At 69.6% G+C, this 21122-nt stretch carries 16 protein-coding genes, 1 tRNA gene and 1 other RNA gene; 13 read left to right on the top strand and 5 right to left on the bottom strand.

Annotated features, from left to right (window positions below):
• Positions 1 to 29: 29 nt before the first annotated feature.
• Both mmsA and mmsB read left to right on the top strand, forming a co-directional pair.
• A complete protein-coding gene (gene mmsA / locus QZ258_RS00905; protein ID WP_294178168.1) occupies positions 30 to 1559 on the top strand; it encodes a multiple monosaccharide ABC transporter ATP-binding protein in 1530 nt (509 codons plus the stop codon).
• Positions 1560 to 1603: 44 nt separating this feature from the next.
• Positions 1604 to 2788 carry a multiple monosaccharide ABC transporter permease gene (mmsB, locus tag QZ258_RS00900; protein ID WP_294178166.1) on the top strand — a complete coding sequence of 395 codons (1185 nt, stop codon included), beginning with the start codon at positions 1604 to 1606 and terminating at the stop codon, positions 2786 to 2788.
• A 263-nt stretch (positions 2789 to 3051) separates the two neighbouring features.
• Here mmsB and xylB read toward each other — a convergent pair whose 3' ends face one another.
• Both xylB and xylA read right to left on the bottom strand, forming a co-directional pair.
• Entirely contained in the window at positions 3052 to 4464 is a 1413-nt protein-coding gene (gene xylB / locus QZ258_RS00895; protein WP_294178164.1) for a xylulokinase, read from the bottom strand.
• A 94-nt stretch (positions 4465 to 4558) separates the two neighbouring features.
• Positions 4559 to 5749, bottom strand: coding sequence for a xylose isomerase (xylA, locus tag QZ258_RS00890; protein WP_294178162.1), 1191 nt, complete (start codon positions 5747 to 5749; stop codon positions 4559 to 4561).
• Between the two features lie 112 nt (positions 5750 to 5861).
• On the opposite strand from xylA, the gene QZ258_RS00885 reads away from it, so the two are divergent.
• From QZ258_RS00885 to QZ258_RS00860, 6 genes are all read left to right on the top strand, one after another.
• A complete protein-coding gene (locus QZ258_RS00885) occupies positions 5862 to 7085 on the top strand; it encodes an ROK family protein (protein ID WP_294178160.1) in 1224 nt (407 codons plus the stop codon).
• Positions 7086 to 7250: 165 nt separating this feature from the next.
• Positions 7251 to 8693 (top strand): GH1 family beta-glucosidase, encoded by a 1443-nt coding sequence (locus QZ258_RS00880; protein WP_294178158.1) that lies wholly within the window; start codon positions 7251 to 7253, stop codon positions 8691 to 8693.
• Between the two features lie 9 nt (positions 8694 to 8702).
• Complete coding sequence (locus QZ258_RS00875) at positions 8703 to 9974, top strand: multidrug effflux MFS transporter (protein ID WP_294178156.1); 1272 nt, start codon at positions 8703 to 8705, stop codon at positions 9972 to 9974.
• A gap of 4 nt (positions 9975 to 9978) precedes the next feature.
• A complete protein-coding gene (locus QZ258_RS00870) occupies positions 9979 to 10623 on the top strand; it encodes a phosphatase PAP2 family protein (RefSeq protein WP_294178155.1) in 645 nt (214 codons plus the stop codon).
• Positions 10620 to 11897 carry a saccharopine dehydrogenase family protein gene (locus QZ258_RS00865; protein ID WP_294178154.1) on the top strand — a complete coding sequence of 426 codons (1278 nt, stop codon included), beginning with the start codon at positions 10620 to 10622 and terminating at the stop codon, positions 11895 to 11897. Before QZ258_RS00870 ends, QZ258_RS00865 begins: the two co-directional genes overlap by 4 nt.
• A gap of 29 nt (positions 11898 to 11926) precedes the next feature.
• Entirely contained in the window at positions 11927 to 13573 is a 1647-nt protein-coding gene (locus QZ258_RS00860; protein ID WP_294178152.1) for a helicase HerA-like domain-containing protein, read from the top strand.
• A 16-nt stretch (positions 13574 to 13589) separates the two neighbouring features.
• Here the strand turns inward: QZ258_RS00860 and QZ258_RS00855 are convergent, their stop codons facing one another.
• From QZ258_RS00855 to ffs, 3 genes are all read right to left on the bottom strand, one after another.
• Complete coding sequence (locus tag QZ258_RS00855; RefSeq protein WP_294178150.1) at positions 13590 to 14210, bottom strand: hypothetical protein; 621 nt, start codon at positions 14208 to 14210, stop codon at positions 13590 to 13592.
• A 62-nt stretch (positions 14211 to 14272) separates the two neighbouring features.
• Positions 14273 to 14357: transfer RNA gene (locus QZ258_RS00850), tRNA-Ser, on the bottom strand.
• Positions 14358 to 14454, bottom strand: an RNA gene (ffs, locus tag QZ258_RS00845) — signal recognition particle sRNA small type.
• 82 nt (positions 14455 to 14536) lie between these two features.
• On the opposite strand from ffs, the gene QZ258_RS00840 reads away from it, so the two are divergent.
• The 5 genes from QZ258_RS00840 (at position 14537) to QZ258_RS00820 (ending at position 21040) form a co-directional block, all read left to right on the top strand.
• The gene (locus tag QZ258_RS00840; protein WP_294178148.1) at positions 14537 to 16888 is read left to right on the top strand and encodes a DNA polymerase III subunit gamma and tau; all 2352 of its coding nucleotides are present in this window, start codon (positions 14537 to 14539) and stop codon (positions 16886 to 16888) included.
• Positions 16889 to 16890: 2 nt separating this feature from the next.
• Complete coding sequence (gene recR, locus QZ258_RS00835) at positions 16891 to 17493, top strand: recombination mediator RecR (protein ID WP_294178147.1); 603 nt, start codon at positions 16891 to 16893, stop codon at positions 17491 to 17493.
• A 38-nt stretch (positions 17494 to 17531) separates the two neighbouring features.
• Positions 17532 to 18305, top strand: coding sequence for an HAD-IIB family hydrolase (locus tag QZ258_RS00830; protein WP_294178146.1), 774 nt, complete (start codon positions 17532 to 17534; stop codon positions 18303 to 18305).
• A 104-nt stretch (positions 18306 to 18409) separates the two neighbouring features.
• A complete protein-coding gene (locus QZ258_RS00825; RefSeq protein ID WP_294178145.1) occupies positions 18410 to 19477 on the top strand; it encodes an aspartate-semialdehyde dehydrogenase in 1068 nt (355 codons plus the stop codon).
• A gap of 72 nt (positions 19478 to 19549) precedes the next feature.
• Positions 19550 to 21040: a malate:quinone oxidoreductase gene (locus QZ258_RS00820; protein WP_294178144.1), complete on the top strand. Its 1491-nt coding sequence runs from the start codon at positions 19550 to 19552 to the stop codon at positions 21038 to 21040.
• Positions 21041 to 21122: the final 82 nt, after the last annotated feature.

Raw genomic sequence — 21122 nt, 5'->3', positions numbered from 1 at the left:
CGACAACGACGTAAGGAAGCGGACGAGAGATGACGCAGAACGTCCTCGAAATGCGATCGATCACCAAGACGTTCCCGGGTGTGAAGGCGCTCAACAAGGTGACCCTCGAGGTCGCGCGCGGCGAGATTCACGCCATCTGCGGCGAGAACGGCGCGGGGAAATCCACGCTCATGAAGGTGCTGTCCGGGGTGTATCCCCACGGCACCTACGAGGGCGAGATCGTCTTCGAGAACAAGACGGTCGAGTTCGGCAACCTGCGCGACAGCGAGGCTGAGGGGATCGTCATCATCCACCAGGAGCTCGCGCTGAGCCCCTACCTCTCGATCGCCGAGAACATCTTCCTCAACAACGAGGTGAAGAACCCGGTCGGCCTGATCGACTGGAACAAGACCAACCACGAAGCGGCCAAGCTGTTGGCGCGCGTGGGACTGAGCGAGAATCCGCTCACCCGCATCATGGATATCGGCGTCGGCAAGCAGCAGCTCGTCGAGATCGCCAAGGCGCTGTCCAAGGAGGTGAAGCTCCTCATCCTGGATGAGCCGACCGCGGCGCTCAACGACGAGGACAGCGACCACCTGCTTGACCTGATCCTGCACCTCAAGGGGCAGGGCATCACGAGCATCATCATCAGCCACAAGCTCAACGAGATCAAGAAGATCGCCGACAGCGTCACCGTCATCCGTGACGGCCGGACGATTGAGACGATCGCCAAGTCGGATGTCACCGAGGACCGCATCATCAAAGACATGGTGGGGCGCGACCTCGAGCACCGCTACCCCGACCACACGCCGCACATCGGCGAGGAGGTGCTGCGCGTCGAGAACTGGACGGCGCATCACCCGCAGGACCCGACGCGCGTCGTCGTCGACAACGTCAACCTTCACGTGCGCGCGGGCGAGATCGTCGGCATCGCCGGCCTCATGGGCGCCGGGCGGACCGAGTTCGCGATGAGCCTGTTCGGCCGCAGCTACGGCACGCGGATCACCGGCAAGGTCTTCAAGAACGGCACCGAGATCACGACGCGTTCGGTCGCCGAGGCGATCGAGCACGGACTCGCCTACGCGACGGAGGACCGCAAGCACTACGGTCTCAACCTGATCGAAGACATCAAGCGGAACATCTCGATCGCCGCGCTCAAGAAGATCTCGCGCTTCGGTCTGGTCAACGACAACGAAGACTTCAAGATCGCCAACGAGTACCGCGCGAGCATGAACATCAAGGCCCCGAGCGTGCTCGTGCCGACCGGCAAGCTGTCGGGCGGAAACCAGCAGAAGGTCGTGCTGTCCAAGTGGATCAACGCCGACCCCGACGTGCTCATTCTCGACGAGCCGACTCGCGGCATCGACGTCGGTGCGAAGTACGAGATCTACACGATCATCAATCGCCTCGCGGCGCAGGGGAAGGCGATCATCGTCATCTCCTCCGAGCTGCCCGAGCTCATCGGGATCAGCGACCGCATCTACGCCCTGTCCGAAGGCCGCATCACGGGTGAGCTGCCCGTGAAGGAAGCCACCCCTGAAGCACTCATCAAGCTCATGACCATGGAGAACGCACGCTGATGTCCGAACCCACTACGCGCACTGACGTTGCGGAAACGACCCCCATGCCCACCAACCGGTTCACGGCGGCGCTCAGCCACGTCGTGTCCGATCTCGGCAAGAACGGAATCTTCATCGCGCTCATCGCGGTGATCGTGTTCTTCTCGATCACGACCGACGGCATCCTGCTGCGGCCGCAGAACATCTCCAACCTGATCGTGCAGAACGGGTACATCCTCGTGCTCGCGATCGGCATGGTGTTCGTGATCGTCGCCGGCCACATCGACCTCTCCGTCGGCTCGGTCGCCGCGTTCATCGGGGCGGTATCGGGCGTCTTCATTCGAGACCTCGGATTCCCGTGGTGGCTGGCCATCATCGGCGCCCTCGCGGTGGGAGCCCTGGTCGGCGCCTGGCAGGGGTTCTGGATCGCGTACGTCGGCATCCCCGCGTTCATCGTGACGCTCGCCGGCATGCTGATCTTCCGCGGGCTCGCGCTCGTGACGCTCGGCAACGCCAACATCGGCTCCTTCCCGGAGGAGTACCGAGCGCTCGGGAACGGGTTCTTGACCGATGTGCTCGGGGAGTTCGCCGTCGATCCCCTCACCCTCGCCGTCGGTGCGATCGCGATCATCGCGATCATCGTGCAGACCTGGCGCACGCGCCGCGCCCGCCAGTCCTATGCGCAGGACGTGGAGCCGGTGTTCTGGTTCGTCGCCAAGATCCTGCTCGTGATCGGCGGTCTCGGCGCCTTCAGCTTCGCGCTCGCGAGCTTCAAGGGCATCCCGGTGACGCTCATCGTGCTGGCGGCGCTCGTGCTGATCTACGGCATCATCCAGAACCGCAGCGTCTTCGGGCGTCACGTCTACGCGATCGGCGGCAACCGTCACGCGGCCGAACTCTCGGGCATCAAGACGCGTCAGGTCGACTTCTTCCTGTTCGTCAACATGGGTGTGCTGGCGGCGCTCGCCGGGTTGATCTTCACCGCGCGACTGAACCTCGCGGGGCCGAAGGCCGGTGACGGCTTCGAGCTGGAGGCGATCTCGGCGGCGTTCATCGGCGGCGCGGCGGTGCAGGGCGGCATCGGCACCATCGGTGGTGCGATCATCGGTGGTCTCATCATCGGTGTGCTGAACAACGGCATGTCGATCATGGGCATCGGCATCGAGTGGCAGCAGGCCGTGAAGGGTCTCGTGCTGCTCCTCGCCGTCGCCTTCGACGTCTTCAACAAGCGCCGCAACGGAGGCCGTTGAGCTGGCAGGGATGCATCCCTGACGTAAGGGAGTGCCGCGCGCGGCACTCCCTTACGTCGCGGGTCACGCGGTAGGCGCGTTTGCACGGGTGACGTGTGCGGGTGCGCTGGGCGCGCGGCCGTGGTGCTGCTCGGGGTGCGGCGGCCCGCTGGCGCGCTCGGGATGCATCCCTGACGCCACCGCGTGAGGCGTGCGGCACTCGGCGGCCGCGTGAGTCACGCGGTTGCCGTCCTTCAGCGTGCGGGCTCGGCCGCGACTGCTGGCTACGCGCGCGCCGCGTACTGTTCGCGGATCACCGGACGCACGTCGGCCACCGGAGCCGCGGCTACCGCGATCGGCCAGTCCGGTCGCGAACCGGTGAGTGCCCATGCCGCCTGCACGCTACCCCCGAGGGCCACGTACTCGGCGGGCTCCGGGACGACCACCGGCGCGTCGAACACCTGCGCGGCGATCGTCGCGACCGCCGGGTTCTGGGCGGCGCCGCCCACCAGCAGCACACGCTCGGCCGACACCCCGTGCGAGCGCACCGCGTCGAGCCCGTCGGCCAGGCCGCACAGCAGTCCCTCCACGGCCGCCCGGGCCAGGTTCTCGCGGGTGGTGCTCGCGAGCGTCATGCCGAACAGGGTCGCGGTCGCGTTGGGGCGATTCGGGGTGCGTTCGCCCTCGAAGTAGGGCTGCAGGACGAGACCTGCGGCGCCGGGCTCGGCGGCGAGGGCAAGCCGCCCCAACTCGTCGTGGTCGACTCCGAGCAGCCGCGCCGTCGCGTCGAGAATGCGGGCCGCGTTGAGCGTGGCGACGAGGGGGAGGTAGGCGCCGGAGGCATCCGCGAATCCGGCCACCGTGCCGGTTTCGTCGCGCACCGGCTGCTCGGTTACCGCGAAGACGGTGCCGCTGGTGCCGATTGACACGACCACGTCGCCGGGGCGTGCGCCCAGGCCGAGCGCGGCACCCGCGTTGTCGCCCGCGCCGGCGCCGACGACGAGGCCGGCGGGCACCGGACCGTGCGCGGTGGTCGCCCCGGCGGAGTCGGCCGGGCCGAGCACGCGCGGCAGGATGGCGTCGTGGCCGAGCGCGGCGATGAGCAGATCGCGATCGTACGCGCCGTCGGCGGGGCTCCAGTAGCTGGTGCCGCTTGCGTCGGACCGGTCGGTGGTGAGCGCGGCGAGGTCGGGGCCGAATGGGCTCACGCCCGCGGGCCCGTAGCCGAGTAGTCGCCAGGTGAGCCAGTCGTGGGGGAGCGCGACGGCGGCGACGCGGGCGGCGTTCTCCGGTTCGGCGTCGCGCAGCCAGCGCAGCTTGGTCGCAGTGAAGCTCGCGACGGGCACGCTGCCGGCGCGTCGGGCGAGCTCGGCCGCGCCGAACTCGGCGACCAGCGCGGATGCGGCGGCGGCGCTGCGGGTGTCGTTCCAGAGCAGCGCCGGGCGGATTACCTCGCCCGCGGCGTCGAGCACGACCATGCCGTGCTGCTGGCCGCCGATTGAGATCGCGGCGACGTCATCGAGGCCGCCGGCGTCGGCGAGCGCCTCGGTGAGGGCGGTCCACCAGGCATCCGGATGCACTTCGGTGCCGTCCGGATGCGCGGCTCGACCCGTGCGCACCACGGCCCCGGTCTCGAGGTCGCGGATCACGACCTTGCAGCTCTGGGTGGAGGAGTCGATTCCGGCGACGAGCGTCACGAATCACTCCGACCGCGTGACCCGCGCGCCAACCGCGTGCCGCGCGCGGCACTCGCTGGCGCCCGGGATGCATCCCTGCCGACCCGCATGGGCATTAGCGGGCGTTGAGGAGGTGCTCGGTGGCGAGCTGCTGCAGACGCACGAAGCCGAAGCCCTTGCCGCCGAGGTAGGCGTCGGCGTCGAAGTCTTCGAACGCGCTCGTGTCCGCGAGCAGGTCGTCGTAGGTCTCGCCCGCAGCCAGGGTCGGCACCGCGAGCTCCGGCACGCGCGAGGCGATGAGCGCCTCCTGCACCTCGGGGTCGGCGCGGAAGGCCGCGGCGCGCTCCTTGAGCAGCAGGTAGGTGCGCATGTTGGCGGCGGCCGAATCCCAGACCCCGGTCTCGTCTTCGGTGCGGCTCGGCTTGTAGTCGAAGTGCCGCGGGCCGTCGTAGGAGGGTCCGCCGTTCGGGCCGCCATTCTCGAGCAGGTCGACGAGCGAGAACGCGTTGTGCAGGTCGCCGTGCCCGAACACGAGGTCCTGGTCGTACTTGATGCCGCGCTGCCCGTTCAGGTCGATGTGGAACAGCTTGCCCTGGTAGAGCGCCTGCGCGATGCCGGCGGTGAAGTTGAGTCCGGCCATCTGCTCGTGCCCGACCTCGGGGTTGAGGCCGAACAGTTCGGGGCGCTCGAGCGTCTCGATGAACGCCATCGCGTGCCCGACGGTGGGCAGCAGGATGTCGCCGCGCGGCTCGTTCGGCTTCGGCTCGATGGCGAAGCGGATGTCGTAGCCCTTGTCGCTCACATAGTCACCGAAGACGTTGAGCGCCTCGCGATACCGCTCAAGCGCGCTGCGCACATCCTTGGCGGCATCGTATTCGGCGCCTTCGCGGCCGCCCCACATGACGAAGGTGGTGGCGCCGAGTTCGACGCCGAGCTCGAGCTGACGCATCGCTTTGCGCATCGCGAAGCGCCGCACCTCGCGGTCGTTGGAGGTGAAGCCGCCGTCTTTGAAGACGGGCGCGCTGAACAGGTTGGTGGTGACCATCGGCACCTTCATGCCGGTGGAGGCGAGGGCGCCCTTGAGGCGTTCGATCTCCTTGTCGCGTTCGGCGGGCGTCGACCCGAAGGCGAACAGGTCGTCGTCGTGGAAGGTGAGGCCGTAGGCGCCGAGTTCGGCGAGCTTGTTGACGGCGTGCACGACGTCGAGGGGCTTGCGGGTGGGGCCGCCGAAGGGGTCGGTGCCGTTGTATCCGATGGTCCAGAGTCCGAAGGTGAACTTGTCGGCGGGGGTGGGATGGAGGGCCATGATGCTCCTGGTTCGACGGTGAACGCGAAATGTTGCGTTCCCCAACTTATATCATGAAGCGCGCGCCGCGCGAGAGAGATGCCGCGGACCCGCGCACGGATATGGTGAACGGATGGTCAGCGTGAAGGACGGGTCGGACGGGGTCCGCCGCCGCAATCTGGCGGCCGTGCTGACGCGCGTGCACCACGGCGGTCCCGCCTCGCGCGCCGCCCTCACCGCCGAGATCGGCCTGAACCGCTCGACCATCGGTTCCCTCGTCGCCGAGCTCGACGCGCTCGGGCTCGTCGAGGAGGCCGACGCCGAGGTCACCCGCCGGGTCGGCCGGCCCTCTCCGGTTGTGCGCCCGAACCCCGGCCCGGCCGTCGTGGCCGTCAACCCGGAATTGGATGCCGTGACCGTCGCAATCGTCGGCCTCGGCGCGCGCGTGGAGCACCGCATCCGGCGCGAAGTGGACCATGCGATCACGGCGCGTGAAGCGGCCGACATGGTGGCCGACATCGTCGATCACTACCGCGAGACGATCACCCCGGGCCGTGTGCTGCGTGCCGCCGGGCTCGCCGTGCCGGGCCTCGTGCGGGCGAGCGATGGGGTGGTGCGCTGGGCCCCGCACCTGGATTGGCGCGACGAACCGATCGCGTCGCTCGTGGCGGAACGTCTCGGGCTGCCGACGGTGGTCGACAACGACGCGAGTCTGGGCGCGCTCGCCGAACGCATCTTCGGCGCCGGCCGTGGCGTCGAGGAGCTGGTCTATCTGAACGGTGGTGCCAGCGGTATCGGTGGCGGTGTCATCGTGCACGGGCACCTGCTCGGCGGCGCGCACGGCTACGCGGGCGAGTTCGGGCAGAACCGCCCCGGGCTCGTGGATGCGGCCGACCGGGTGACCGAGCACGGCACGCTCGAGGACGAGGTGAGTCGCGCCCGCCTGCTCGCGGTGCTCGGGTTGGCCGGCGCCGACGAGCCGCAGCTGGAGCGCGCGCTGCTGGCGAGCACCGACGAGGGCGTCCGCGCCGAGATTGCGCGCCAACAGCGGGTGCTCGCGGTGGCGCTGAGCAATGCGATCAACGTGATGAATCCCGAATTGGTCGTGCTCGGCGGGTTCCTGGCGAGCCTGCTGGCCTGCGACCCGGCCGGGTTCGAACGGGCGGTCGAGGCCTCGACCGTGCCGGCCGCGTTCGAGGGTGTGCGCATCCAGCCGGCGGGGCTCGGGGAAGATCGGTTGCTGATTGGTGCGGCCGAACTCGCCTGGCAGCCGATCCTCGACGACCCGGCGACGGCGGCCTCGCCGCCCCAGGAGGTGTCCGCCGTCGAGCTTGGGGTGCGCGGGATGCATCCCTGACGCCGGCGCGTGCGGCGTGCGGCACGCGGATGTGGCGCGGGTCACGCGGTAGGTCGGATGCGGCGCGAGCCCCGCCCCGAGCGCCCATGCGCAAGGATGGGAGGCACGACTCGCGGGCGCGGCCGCCCGGAGCACCACCACCACTGCAGGAAAGGCCGTGACATCATGGCGACCGCCGGTTCCCCCGACTACCGCGACGGCGGGCTCGAGTTCGCCCCCGACTTCGTGTTCGGCTCGGCGACCGCGAGCTACCAGATCGAGGGCGCCGCCCACGAGGACGGCCGCGGCCCGAGCATCTGGGACACCTTCAGCCACACCCCCGGCAAGACCTGGAACGGCGACACCGGCGACGTGGCCGACGACCACTATCACCGGTGGGAATCCGACCTGGATCTGATGAAGGAGCTGGGCCTGGAGGCCTACCGCTTCTCGATCGCCTGGCCGCGCATCCAACCGACCGGCTCCGGCGCCGTGAACCGGAAGGGCCTCGAGTTCTATTCGCGGCTCGTCGACGGCCTGCTCGCCCGCGGCATCAAGCCGGTGGCGACGCTCTACCACTGGGATCTGCCGCAGGCGCTGGAGGATGCGGGCGGCTGGCCGAATCGCGACACCGCGTACCGCTTCGAGGAGTACGCCGCGCGCACGGTGGAGGCCCTCGGCGACCGCGTGCACACCTGGACGACGTTCAACGAGCCGTGGTGCTCGGCCTACCTCGGCTACGGCTCGGGCGCCCACGCGCCGGGTCGCACCGAGGGGGCCGCCGCGCTCGCCGCCGTGCACCACCTGAACCTGGCGCACGGGCTCGCGGTGCCGGAGATCCGGCGCGCGGCGACGAACGACCCGGAACTGTCGATCACCCTCAACTTCCACGTCATCCGCGGCGATCACGAGACCAGCCCGGAGGCGATTCGCCGCATCGACGCGCTCGCCAACCGCGCCTTCACGAGCCCGCTGCTGCACGGTCGCTACGACGACGACCTGCTGGCCGACACCGCCGAGGTCACCGAGTGGGCTTTCGTGCGCGACGGTGACCTGGCGCAGATCCACCAGCCGATCGACATCCTCGGCGTCAACTACTACTCGACCGTGACGGTGAAGATGTGGGACGGCGTGAGCCCCCGCGCGAATGCCGACGGCCACAAGGACATGGGCGGTTCGCCCTGGCCGGGCAGCCGCGACGTCGAGTTCTTGACGCAGCCGGGCCCGTACACCGACATGGGCTGGAACATCGCCCCCGACGGTCTGGAGGAGCTGCTCGTGCACCTGCACGAGGAGTTCCCGAACCAGCCGCTCATGATCACCGAGAACGGCGCCGCGTTCCCGGACCGGGTGGTCGAGTCCGAGCACGGAACCCGGGTTCCGGATGCCGACCGCATCGACTACCTGAACCGCCATTTCACGGCGGCGCACCGCGCGATCGCGCGCGGCGTGGACCTGCGCGGGTACTTCGTCTGGTCGCTGCTGGACAACTTCGAGTGGGGCTACGGCTACTCGAAGCGCTTCGGCATCGTGCGGGTGAACTACGAGACGCAGGAGCGGATCGTGAAGGACTCGGCGCGCTGGTTCACGGAGGTCATTCGCGGGCGCCGCACACCCGACATCGACTAGCGTCGCTTCGTGAGTTCTGAGATCCGCGTCGAGGCGCACCCGCCGACTAAGCCGATCGTCCTTCACCCCGGCGACTCGCTCACCAAGGGCCAGCGGCTCGTCTACGTGCTGGTGCTGGGCGCGCTGGTGGCGCTCGGCCCGTTCACGATCGACCTCTACCTGCCGGCGTTCCCGGCGATCGCGACGGTGTTCGACGCGACCGACGCGGCGATTCAGTTGACGCTGACGGCGACGACGATCGGCTTCGGTCTCGGCCAGCTGCTGATCGGGCCGTGGAGCGACAAGGTGGGTCGGCGCACGCCGCTGCTGGTCGCGACGGCGCTGCACATCGCGGCGAGCCTCGGCGTGGCTCTCGCCCCGGACCTCGGGCTGATCGGGCTGTTCCGTGTGCTGCAGGGCATCGGTGCGGCCGGCGGCGGGGTCGTGGCGATGGCGATGGTGCGCGACCTGTTCGGCGGGCATCCGCTGGTTCGGATGCTCGCCCGCCTGGCCCTGGTGACGGGCCTCGCCCCCATCGTGGCGCCGGTCATCGGCTCGCAGTTGCTGCAGATCATGGACTGGCGCGGCATCTTCTGGGTGCTGATGGCCTACGGCATCGCGGTGCTGGTGCTCGCCTGGTTCCTGATCATCGAAACTTTGCCGCCGGCCCGTCGCCGCGACGTCGGCCACAGCACGGCGCGCGACCGCTACCGCGCGCTGTTCCACGACCGGGTGTTCGTCGGCATCGCGATCGTCGGGGCGATGAATTTCTCCTCGCTGTTCGCCTACTTGGCGGCGTCGTCGTTCCTGTTTCAGGATGTCTACGGGCTGGACGCGCAGCAGTACGGCTTGGTGTTTGGGGCCAATTCGCTCGGCTTGGTGATCTGTTCGCAGCTCTCGTCGCGCGTGATGCGGCGCGTGGGTCCGCAGTGGGTGATCGCGGTGACGCTCACTGGGATGTTCCTCGCGGCCGCGTCGATCGTCGTGTTCTCGATCGCCGGCGGCGGTATCTGGACGGTGCTCATCCCGCTGTTCGTGCTGATCTCGCTGGCGGGGGCGACGTTCCCGGCGATCCAGGTGACGGCGCTCGCCCATCACGGCAAGGAGGCGGGCACGGCCGCGTCGCTGCTCGGCGCGGTGAACTTCGGCCTGGCCGGGCTCATCTCGCCGATCGTCGGGTGGCTCGGCATCGGTTCGGCGCTGCCGATGGCGGCGGTGCAGATGGCCACGCTCGCGGTCGCCATCATCGTGCTCTGGGTGGTCGTGCGCCCGCGCACCGTGCCTTCGATCGCGGGAACCTAGGCGGATGCCCACCCCCCGCCGCCGACGCCTCTCGCGGCGCGGCGCGACCCTGGTCGCGAGCGCGTCCGCCGTTCTGACGATCGTGGCGGTCGGCGGCCTCTTCGCGCTGCGGGTGGTGGAGGGCCCGTTCGGCTTCGACCTGGCGTGGGTCGATGAGCTGCGGCAGAACCCGGGCCCGTGGTTCGAGCTGCCGGCGCGCCTGCTCGACTTCCTCGGCGGGGGCTGGGCGGGGGTGCTGGTGATCCCGTTGGCGATCGCGGTCGCCTTTCTGGTCAGGCGCCGCCCGATGGCGGCGCTGATTTTTGTGGTGGCGTCGGCGGCGAGCGCGCTCGTGGTGCAGGCGGTGAAGTTCCTCGCCGACCGCGACCGCCCACTGGAGTCGCTGATCCAGCTCGAGTCGGCATCATTCCCTTCGGGGCATGTGGCGAATGCGGCCACGATGGCGGTGCTGCTGACGCTGCTGGTGCGGCGCTGGAGCGTGGCGATCGCGGGCACGATCTGGGTGGTGGCGATGGCGTTCGCACGCACCTACCTCGGCGTGCACTGGCTGAGCGACACTCTCGCGGGTGCGGTGGTCGGCGCCGGGGTCGCGGTGTTCGTCTGGGCGCTCTTCCCGCACCGCATCCGGGGCGCTAGCGTCAGACCATGAGGATCCTGCTGGTCGGTGCGGGCGGTGTCGGCGACGCGATCGCCAAGATCGCCGCACGACGTGACTTTTTCGAACTGCTCGTCGTCAGCGACTACGACCAGAGCCGCGCCGAGCGCACGATCGCGTGGATCGCGAACAAGCACGGCGCCGAGGTGGCCGCACGGTTCGTCGCGGCGCACGTCGACGCCTCCGACCCCGACTCGGTCGCGGCGCTCGCCGGTGAACACGGGGTGACGCACGTGATGAACGCGGTGGAGCCGAAGTTCGTGCCGACGATTTTTGCCGGGGCGCTGGCCGCCGGGGCCGGCTATCTGGACATGGCGATGAGCCTGTCGGAGCCGCATCCGGAGGAGCCGTATTCGCAGACGCACGTGAAGCTCGGTGACGACCAGTTCGCGCAGTCGCCCGACTGGGAGAAGGCCGGGCAGCTGGCCCTGGTCGGCATGGGCGTCGAGCCGGGCCTCAGCGACGTGTTCGCGCGCTACGCGAGCGACGAACTGTTCAGCGAGATCGACGAGTTGGGCACGCGCGACGGCGCCAACCTGGTGGTGCGCGACGAGGCGGGCAACGAGATCTTCGCCCCGAGCTTCTCGATCTGGACGACGATCGAGGAATGCCTGAACCCGCCGGTGGTGTGGGAGAAGGACGCCGGCTGGTTCACGACGGCGCCGTTCAGCGAGCCGGAGGTGTTCGAGTTCCCGGAGGGCATCGGTCCGGTGGAGTGCGTCAACGTCGAGCACGAGGAGGTGCTGCTGATGCCGCGCTGGCTCGACGCCAAGCGCGTGACCTTCAAGTACGGGCTCGGCGACGAGTTCATCGGCGTGCTGAAGACGCTGCACCTGCTGGGGCTCGATTCGACGACACCGCTGACGGTGCGAAGCGCCGACGGCCCGGTCAGCGTCGCCCCGCGCGACGTGGTGGCGGCCGCTCTTCCCGACCCGGCGAGCATCGGCCCGCGGATGACCGGCAAGACCTGCGCGGGCGTCTTCGTCACCGGTACCGGCAAGGACGGCGCCCCGCGCGCCGTGTACCTGTACCACGTGAGCGACAACGAGTGGACGATGGCCGAGTACGAGGCGCAGTGCGTCGTCTGGCAGACCGCGTTGAACCCGGTGATCGCGCTCGAACTGCTCGCCCGCGGGGTCTGGTCGGGCGTCGGCGTGCTCGGCCCGGAGGCCTTCCCCGCGGCGCCGTTCCTGGAGCTGATGGCGAAGCCCGAGGCCGAGGGCGGGTACGGCCAGGCCTGGGGCCTCGAGGAGCGCACCCCCGTCTGATTTCGGGGTGCGCGGCTAGGCTGACCGCCATGAACGCTCCGAAGAACGCCGGGCCGCTCGACGACGCCGCGGTCGAGGCCATCCGCGCCGGGTACGCCTTCGAGGCGCCGGCGCTCGAGATGGGGGCCCTGGTCAACGGGGAGGCGCGCGCGGATGTGCCGGTGCGCATCCCGATCGCCATGACCAACCGTCATGGTCTGGTCGCGGGCGCGACGGGAACCGGCAAGACGAAGACCCTGCAGGTGCTCGCCGAACAGCTCTCGGCCGCCGGGGTGCCGGTGTTCGCCGCCGACATCAAGGGCGACCTCTCGGGCATCGCGAGCGAGGGTACCTCGAGCGAGAAGCTGCGGGAGCGCACCGAGAGCATTGGGCAGGAGTGGGCGCCGACCGCCAGCCCGACCGAGTTCTTCTCGCTTGGCGGCCTCGGTTCGGGGGTGCCGATCCGTGCCAGCATCGAGAGCTTCGGCCCGCTGCTGCTCAGCAAGGTGCTCGGGCTGAACAACACGCAGGAGTCGAGCCTCGGCCTCGTCTTCCACTACGCCAAGAAGGCCGAGCTGCCGCTCGTCGAACTCGCCGATTTGCGGGCGGTGGTCAGCCACCTGATGAGTGCCGAGGGCAAGGCCGAGCTGACCGAGCTCGGCGGGCTGTCGAAGGCGACCGCGGGGGTGATCCTGCGCGAGTTGATCAACTTCGCCGACCAGGGCGCCGACGTGTTCTTTGGCCAGCCGCAGATCGACGTCGCCGAGTTCATGCGCCAGTCGGCCGACGGCCGCGGCATCGTGAGCCTGCTCGAGGTGCCAAGCGTGCACGACAAGCCGGCCCTGTTCTCCACGTTCTTGATGTGGCTGCTCGGCGAGCTCTACGCGACGCTGCCCGAGGTGGGCGACCTCCCGCAGCCGAAGCTGGTGTTCTTCTTCGACGAGGCGCACCTGCTGTTCAAGGATGCCTCCAAAGATTTCCTCAGCCAGGTCACCCAGGTGGTGCGGCTGATCCGCTCGAAGGGGGTCGGCATCTTCTTCGTCACCCAGACCCCGAAGGACGTGCCCTCGGATGTGCTGGCCCAGTTGGGCAGCCGCGTGCAGCACCAGCTGCGCGCCCACACCCCCGACGACGCGAAGGCGCTGCGGGCGACCGTCTCGACCTATCCAAACTCCGGGTACGAGCTCGACGAGGTGCTGACGACGCTTGCCACCGGGGAGGCGATCGTGACGGTGATGAACGAGAAGGGCGCCCCCTCACCGGTCGCCTGGACGCGCCTGCGGGCCCCGCAGGGCTCGATGAACCCGACGGATGCGGCGGTGATCGCCGCCGCGGTCGCCGCCTCGCCGCTGACCGAGAAGTACGGGGTGGCGATCGACCCCAGCTCGGCGCGCGAGAAGCTCGCGACGAAGGCCGCGCAGGCCGAGAAGTCTCGCGAGCAGGCGGCGGAGGTGACGGCGCGGGCCGAGGCGCTCGAGCGTCAGCTCGCGGCCGAGCAGAAGGCCGCCGAGAAGCGGATCAAGGATGCCCAGCGTGCGGCCGACAAGCGGGCGAAGACGGCCGAACGTGCCGCGGCGAAGCGGGCGCGCGAGGAGGCGGCGCGCGACGAGCGTCGGCGCAAGCAGGCCGTGAACGCGGGCGTCCGGGTGGCGCGCGTGCTCGTCAACACGCTGTTCGGGTCGTCGCGCAAGCGCTGAGCCCGTCGCCCGGCAACTACATGCCCGGGATATTGAAACCGAGCACCGTGGTCAACAGCACGATCACGCTCGCGAGGGCGACGAGTCCGATCACCACCGCCGCGACCTTGATGGCGGGGCGATTCTCGAACCAGTACACGCTTCCCGGGTAGTCGCGGAAGAATTCGCTCATGCTGAGCGGGCCCGTCACGCGCTTCGCGGGCACCGGGAGCGCCGCGACGAGCGCCTCCAGATCGTGTGCGTGCCAGAAGTTGCCGCGCAGTCGGTAGAGCGTCCGGCCGTCGAGGTTGCGCGCGATCAGCTGCGTGACAATCTCGGGGGACTGGCCGACCTGGGTGTCGACGAGCAGCACCTCTTCGATGTCATCCAGGTCGACGCTGATCGTCGGCGAGAAGATGCCGTTGCCGGTCAGCTCGGTGTCGGTGACGGTCGCGTGCACCCACAGTTGACGCAGCAGCACCGCGAGCCCCGCCGCGAGGACGACCGCGTGCACCGCGAAGACGGGCGCGATCTGGTCGCGTTCGCTCGCGAACCAGTAGAGAACGCCGAAGATCGGCACCATGCCGGCGACGAGCGACACGACGGCGGTCAGCATGAGGGAGCGGCGCGGGTAGATCCGGACGCGGTGGGTCGTCACACGCCCCCCTTCGAGCGGCACAGATGATGTGAAGCTTTTTTCGTCGTGGTGGTGTTCAACAGCGGAGGATGGGGGATTCGAACCCCCGAGGGCTTTCACCCAACACGCTTTCCAAGCGTGCGCCATAGGCCACTAGGCGAATCCTCCTGGCAGGACCCCCCGCGCACCCGCCAGAGCCCGGTTACCCTTGCTGCGTTTCCGCCCTGGGGGAGTTGGCCTGGTTGGCGCCACGCGGGGAGCCGCGGCCATACTATCCCACCGGCCTCTGGGTGTCGGACCTGGTCCCATCCCCACCCGTCCGCGGTGGTGCCGACTACGCTGGGCGAGTGGTTACCGCCCTGTATCGCCGCTACCGGCCCGAGACCTTCGCCGAGCTCATCGGCCAGTCGCAGGTGACCGATCCGCTGCGCACGGCGCTGCGCACCGATCGCGTCAACCACGCCTACCTGTTTAGCGGACCACGCGGATGCGGCAAGACCACCAGCGCCCGCATCCTGGCCCGCTGTTTGAACTGCGCCGAGGGCCCCACCGACACCCCGTGCGGCGTGTGCCCCTCGTGCGTCGAGCTCAGCCGCGACGGCTCCGGCTCGCTCGACGTGGTCGAGATCGACGCCGCCTCGCACAACGGCGTGGATGACGCCCGCGACCTGCGCGAACGCGCCGCCTTCGCCCCCGCGCGCGACCGCTTCAAGATCTTCATCCTCGATGAGGCGCACATGGTGACGCCGCAGGGCTTCAACGCGCTGCTGAAGATCGTGGAAGAGCCGCCGGAGCACGTCAAGTTCATCTTCGCCACCACGGAGCCCGACAAGGTGATCGGCACGATCCGCAGCCGCACCCATCATTACCCGTTCCGGCTGGTGCCGCCCGCGCAGATGCTCGATTACGTGCAGCAGTTGAGTGGCACCGAGGGCGTCGAGGTCGAGGCTGGCGTGCTGCCGCTCGTCGTGCGCGCTGGTGGGGGTTCGGTGCGTGACACGCTGTCGCTGCTCGACCAGTTGATCGCCGGCTCGGAGGGCGACCGCGTCGACTACGAGCGCGCGGTCGCGCTGCTCGGCTACACGCACGCCGCCCTGCTCGATGAGGTCGTGGAGGCGATCGGCGGCCGCGACGCGCCGGCGCTGTTCGCGGCCATCGACCGCGTCATCCAAACCGGACAGGATCCGCGCCGTTTCGTCGACGACCTGCTGGAGCGCCTGCGCGACCTGATCGTGGTGGCCGCCACCGGCGAGGGCGCCGGGGCGGTGCTGCGCGGCATCCCCGCCGACGAGGTCGAGCGGATGCGCGTGCAAGCGGGCTCCTTCGGCTCCGCCGAGCTGTCGCGGAGCGCGGACCTGGTGAACGCCGCACTCGGCGAGATGTCGGGCGCGACCTCGCCGCGCCTGCACCTGGAACTGCTGGCCGCGCGCCTGCTGGTGCCCGCGATGGACGACGCCGAGCGCGGCGCGCTCGCCCGCGTGGAGCGCCTCGAGCGCCGCATCGGCATCGAGGGCGCCGCGCCGGCCCCCGCAGCGCAGCCCGTCCCCGCCGCGCAGCCCGCCCCCGCGTCCGCGAAGCGTGACGTTTCTCCGGAGGTTTCGGCGGCCCCGCCCGCGAAACCGGCGGAGGTGGAGCCTCCCGCAGCAAAAACTCCGGAGAAACGACACACTGACGAGCCCGCGGCGCCCGTGGCACCCGCCGCGCCGGCGGCACCCGGCGAGCCGGCCGCGAAGGCGGCGCCCGTTGGCCCGGTCACCATTCAGCAGATCAAGGATTCCTGGCCCGAGATCCTTGAGGCGGTCAAGAAGGCGAAGCGCAACTCGTGGCTCGTCGTCTTCGGCGCCACCCCGCGCGCGTACGCCGACGAGGTGCTGACGCTCTCGTTCCGCAGCGGCAACGACATCGACGACTTCCGCCCCAAGCAGAAGCCGGGCGACAACGTCAGCGATCACCTCCGCGTCGCGATCGAGCAGGTGCTCGGCGTGCGCGTGAAGTTCCTGCCCCGCGTCGAGGCGAACGCCGCCAGCCCGGAGCCCGCGCCGCCCGCCACAGCGCCGCCCGCCACCGCGCCGCCCGCGCAGCGTGAGGTTTCTCCGGAGGTTTCGCCGGGCGGGCCCGCCAACCCGGGGGATGCCGCCCGCACCGCGCCCAAAACTCCGGAAAAGCGTCACACTTCGGCGGTGGAGCCGGCCCCCGAGCCCGACGACGCCCCCGACCCGGAGGCCGAACCACCGCACCCCGACGACGCCGACGGCTGGAATGTCGTCTCGATCCCCGGCGGCGCCGCGACGCCCCCAGCCGCCAACCCCAGCGGGTTGAGTAGCCGCGACAGCGGCGTATCGAAACCCGACGCGGAGAACTCCAGCGGGCCCAGCAGCCCCGCCAGCGCCAAACCGAGCGGGTTGAGTAGCCGCGCCAGCGGCGTATCGAAACCCGAACCCGAGCAACCCCAGGCCGCAAACCCCGCCGCAAACCCCGCCGGTAGGCGCGCCCACCCTTCCGCCAACTCCGCGGCCCCGCGCGAGCGCTACGGCGAGGCCGTCGTGCGCGAGCTTCTGGGTGCCAACTTCATCGGCGAGCACTCCCTCGCGCCCACCGACGCGCCGGTTACGATGGACGCCCCCACGTCCAGCGCCCCAGCCAGCGCCCCCGCGGCCAGCGCCCCCGCCGACGCCCCCGCCGACCCGGCCGGGAGCTAGCCGTGTACGAAGGCATCATTCAGGATCTGATCGACGAGCTCGGCCGCCTGCCGGGCATCGGCCCAAAGTCGGCGCAGCGCATCGCGTTCCACATCGTGCAGACCGAGAGCTTCGACACCCAACGCCTGGCCGAGATCCTCACCGACATCCGCGAGAAGATCCGTTTCTGCTCGATCTGCGGCAACGTCTCGGAGCACGACACCTGCGCGGTCTGCCGCGACCCGCGTCGCAGCCCCGCCTCGATCTGTGTGGTCGAGGAGGCGAAGGATGTGGTGGCGATCGAGCGCACCCGCGAGTTCCGCGGTCTGTACCACGTGCTCGGCGGCGCGATCAGCCCGATTGACGGCATCGGCCCCGACGATCTGCGCATCGCCCAGCTGCTGTCGCGTTTGGCCGACGGCACCGTCACCGAGGTGATCATCGCGACCGACCCGAACCTGGAGGGGGAGGCGACCGCCACCTACCTGAGCCGCCTGCTGCAGAGCCAGCCGGGCCTGCGCGTCTCGCGTCTCGCCTCGGGCCTCCCGGTCGGCGGCGACCTGGAGTACGCCGACGAGGTGACCCTTGGCCGCGCCTTCGAGGGTCGGCGTTTCGTCCAGAACTGAGACGAACTTTAAACAAGAGCGTGCAAGAATCTGATCCCGTGACCCACGCCACTGCCACGACCGCCCGCCTCGTCGCCTTCGACCTCGACGACACCCTTGCGGCCTCCAAGTCTCCGCTCGACCCGCGCATGGCGAGCCTCATCGTCGAGCTGCTCGGCGCCGTCGAGGTGTGTGTCATCTCGGGCGGCAATTTCGCCCAGTTCGAGCTGCAGCTGGTCGACAACCTGCCGCTGGATCACCCGGATGCCCTGGCCCGCCTGCACCTGATGCCCACCTGCGGCACCCAGTACTTCCTGTTCCAAGACGGCGGCTGGGCCGCCCAGTACGCCGAGAATTTGAGCGAGGAGCAGAAGGCATCCGCCCTGGCCGCGGTGGAGCAGGAGGCGAAGCGCCTCGGCTTCTGGGAGAGCGAGACCTGGGGCCCCATCCTCGAGGACCGCGGATCACAGATCACCTTCTCGGCTCTCGGCCAGGCCGCGCCGGTGGACGCCAAGAAGGCGTGGGATCCGAGCGGCGAGAAGAAGAACGCGTTGCGTTCGGCGGTGCAGGAGCTGCTGCCCGAACTGGAGGTGCGCTCGGGCGGGTCGACGAGCGTCGACATCACCCGCCGCGGCATCGACAAGGCTTACGGCATGCGCAAGCTCGCCGAGCTGACCGGCATTCCGCTCGACGACATGCTGTTCGTCGGCGACCGCCTCGACCCGGACGGCAACGACTACCCGGTGAAGGCGATGGGCGTGGAGTGCGTCGCGGTGGAGGGCTGGGAAGACACGGCCGAGTTCATCCGCGGCTTCCTCGCCGCGCGTTCCTAGCGACGCGCGCCGAACCCCACGCGCGCCGAGCACGGCGCAATCTCGCGCCCCGCTGGCGCGATCGCGGCGGCACCTCCGCTCGCGCGCCCGTAGAATCGTCCGTTATGAGCACTTCCGCAGGCATCCATCTCGGCGTTGTCGGCGCCACCGGTCAGGTCGGCGCCGTCGTGCGTCGCCTTCTCGCCGAGCGCGATTTTCCGATCGCCAGCATCCGCTTCTTCGCGAGCGCCCGCAGCGCGGGCACGACGATTGATTTCCGCGGTGAGCCGATCACGGTCGAGGATGCCTCGGTCGCCGATCCGAGCGGCCTCGATGTCGCGATCTTCAGCGCCGGCGCCACGATGAGCCGCGTACAGGCCCCGCGCTTCGCCGCGGCGGGTGTGCTGGTCATCGACAACTCGTCGGCCTGGCGCATGGACCCGGAGGTTCCGCTGGTGGTGAGCGAGGTGAACCCGCACGCCATGGACGAGGCGGTCAAGGGCATCATCGCGAACCCGAACTGCACCACCATGGCGGCGATGCCGGTCATGAAGGTGCTGGATGCGGAGGCGGGCCTGACGCGTCTGATCGTCAGCACGTACCAGGCCGTCAGTGGCGCGGGCCTGGCCGGCGGCGAGGAGCTCTTGGAGCAGGCGAGCGCCGCGGTCGCGCAGGACGCGATCAATCTGGTGCACGACGGCGGCGCGGTCGAGCTGCCGGCCCCGAACAAGTTCCCCAAGAACATCGCCTTCAACGTGGTGCCGCTCGCCGGCAGCATCGTCGACGATGGGCTCAACGAGACCGACGAAGAGAAGAAGCTGCGCAACGAGAGCCGCAAGATTCTCGAACTGCCGGAGCTGCTGGTCAGCGGCACCTGCGTGCGTGTTCCGGTGTTCACCGGCCACTCGCTGTCGATCAACGCGGAGTTCGCCCGCCCGCTCAGCCCCGAGCGCGCGCGGGAGCTGCTGTCTGGCGCCCCCGGCGTTCAGCTGATGGATGTGCCGACCCCGCTCGACGCGGCCGGCGCCGACCCGAGCCTGGTGGGCCGCATCCGCGCCGACGAGGGGGCGCCCGAGGGGCGGGGCCTGGCGCTCTTCATCTCGAACGACAACTTGCGCAAGGGTGCCGCGCTGAACGCGGTGCAGCTGGCCGAGTTGGCGGCGGCGAAGCTGATGGCGGTCCAGCCCGCCTAAGGCGCAGCGTCCCAGAAGATCCCCGGTTCTTCACGCCTCCACCGACGGTGCGCCCTGCGCCTGCGTTCTAGGATGGATGTCGTGCCTGAACCCGTTGACGTTGCCCTCATCGGTGGCGGCATCATGAGCGCCACGCTCGGTGCCCTCATCTCGGAACTCGAACCCGACTGGTCGATCACGATCCTGGAGGGCCTCGGCGACGTCGCGCTGGAGAGCTCGAACGCGTGGAACAACGCGGGCACCGGACACGCGGCCCTGTGCGAGTTGAACTATTCGCCGGAGCGCCCCGACGGCACGGTCGATGTCAGCAAGGCGATCGACATCAACGAGCAGTTCCAGGTCTCGCGCCAGTTCTGGAGCTTCCTGGTGGAGCAGGGCGTGATCCCGGAGCCGCAGCGTTTCATCAACTCGGTGCCGCACCTGAGTTTCGTCTGGGGCGAGGACAACGTCGCCTACCTGCGCAAGCGCTTCGAGGCGCTGAAAGATCACCCGCTCTTCGCGGGCCTGGAATACACCGAGGATGCGCGAAAGATTCGCGAGTGGGCCCCGCTACTGATTCCGGGCCGCGCCAAATCGCAACCGGTCGCCGCGACCCGCATCACCTCCGGCACCGACGTCGACTTCGGCGCGCTCACCCACGACCTGATCGACCACCTGGTTGCGCGCGGCGCCGACCTGCGGCTCAACTACCGCGTGACGGGGTTGAAGAAGAAGGGCGACGTTTGGCGCATCCGCGGTCGTCGCGAGGTGGGCCTGACGTCTTTCGAGCTGAACGCGCGGTTCGTGTTCGTGGGGGCCGGTGGTGGTGCCTTGACGCTGCTGCAGCGCTCGGGCATCCGCGAGATCCGGGGTTACGGCGGCTTCCCGATCAGCGGCCAGTTCCTCCGCACCGACGAGCCGAGCGTGGTGGCGAAGCACCAGGGCAAGGTCTATGGCAAGGCCTCGGTGGGCGCCCCGCCGATGTCGGTGCCGCACCTCGACACGCGCGTCGTCGACGGCAACAAGAGCCTGCTGTTCGGCCCGTACGCGGGCTTCACCCCCAAGTTTTTGAAGACCGGCACCTGGTGGGATCTGTTCGGTTCGATCCGCTGGCACAACCTGGGCACGATGGTGGGCGCGGGGCTGCGCAACCTGGGGCTCGTGAAGTACCTGGTGGGGGAGCTGCTCGCCTCGCGCGCCGCGAAGCACCGCGTGCTGCAAGAGTTCGCCCCGACGGCGAAGCGCGGCGACTGGCGCCTGATCACGGCGGGTCAGCGCGTGCAGATCATGAAGCGGGATGCGAACGGCACCCCGGTGATCCAGCTCGGCACCGAGGTGGTGGCGGCCGCCGACGGGTCGATCGCGGGCCTCCTCGGAGCCTCGCCCGGCGCCTCGACGGCGGTGCCGATCATGCTCGGGCTGTTGGAGCGCTGCTTTCCGGAGAAGTTCGAGGGCTGGCGCCCGGGCCTTCAGACGATGATCCCGAGCCTCGGCGCGAAGCTGTCGGCCGACACGAAGGCCGCGGCGAGTTCGATCGCGGCGACCGCGGCGAAACTCGAGCTGGATGAGCCGAGTCGGCGTTAGCGCCAAGTGACCCCGGGGTCGTCAGTTTCAGTCCCGGCTCCGCGGGCGTCTAGAATTGTGCGTCTGCACCCGTGATCCAGGA

Origin of the sequence: uncultured Schumannella sp., from assembly GCF_905479755.1 — a bacterium.
Taxonomy (GTDB): Bacteria; Actinomycetota; Actinomycetes; order Actinomycetales; family Microbacteriaceae; genus DCRR01.
Note: the sequence above shows the minus strand (reverse complement) of the source record. Positions and strands in the feature narration are given on the sequence as shown.